This is a genomic window from Shewanella hafniensis, from assembly GCF_019655335.1.
GTDB lineage: Bacteria > Pseudomonadota > Gammaproteobacteria > Enterobacterales > Shewanellaceae > Shewanella > Shewanella hafniensis.
Genome location: NZ_BPFD01000225.1, coordinates 1 through 472, shown reverse-complemented (window position 1 = coordinate 472; position 472 = coordinate 1). Strand labels below are relative to the sequence as shown.

1 protein-coding gene is annotated in these 472 nt (G+C 49.4%); it reads right to left on the bottom strand.

All coding sequences use genetic code 11. The annotated features are described in order from the left end of the window. Positions 1 to 472: transposase (locus tag K5Q99_RS22010; RefSeq protein WP_220778142.1), on the bottom strand; the 472-nt coding region annotated here is incomplete at both ends.

Sequence of the window (472 nt, the reverse complement as noted above, 5' to 3'; positions counted from 1 at the left end):
TGGATGGTGGCAATTAGTCCTCGTTGAACGCTGATTTGTACGCCCCTTAGGTTTGCTACGATAAAGCGTGAGATGGCAATTGATAGGGTTAGTTTTGGTCAAGGTCTTACAACCCAGGCTCTTCGCTCGACCGTTGGCCAAGTCATGTGTACTGCGAACTGCACGCCAATTTTCAGCGCCAATATCTGCAAATTGAACTGTACCGCGAATACGGCTTAGCCAAAACCAACCATGCGCCTCAACCTCTTTGTACCAAGGCACTTTGAACCCCGCGTCAGTCACGATGAGAGGGGTAACATGCAAAGGTAAAATCTTGGCTAAGTCCGCTAAAAAACCGTTGTGGGAGGCCTTAGAGCATTGTTCTGATAGGGGATAGGACTTCTCATACAGGGTAATAGAGCGGCCATTGAAGGCTATTGAGGCGCGCAGAGCCATGATGCGTTTATGCTCTCGGATGTCTGACCAATCGACG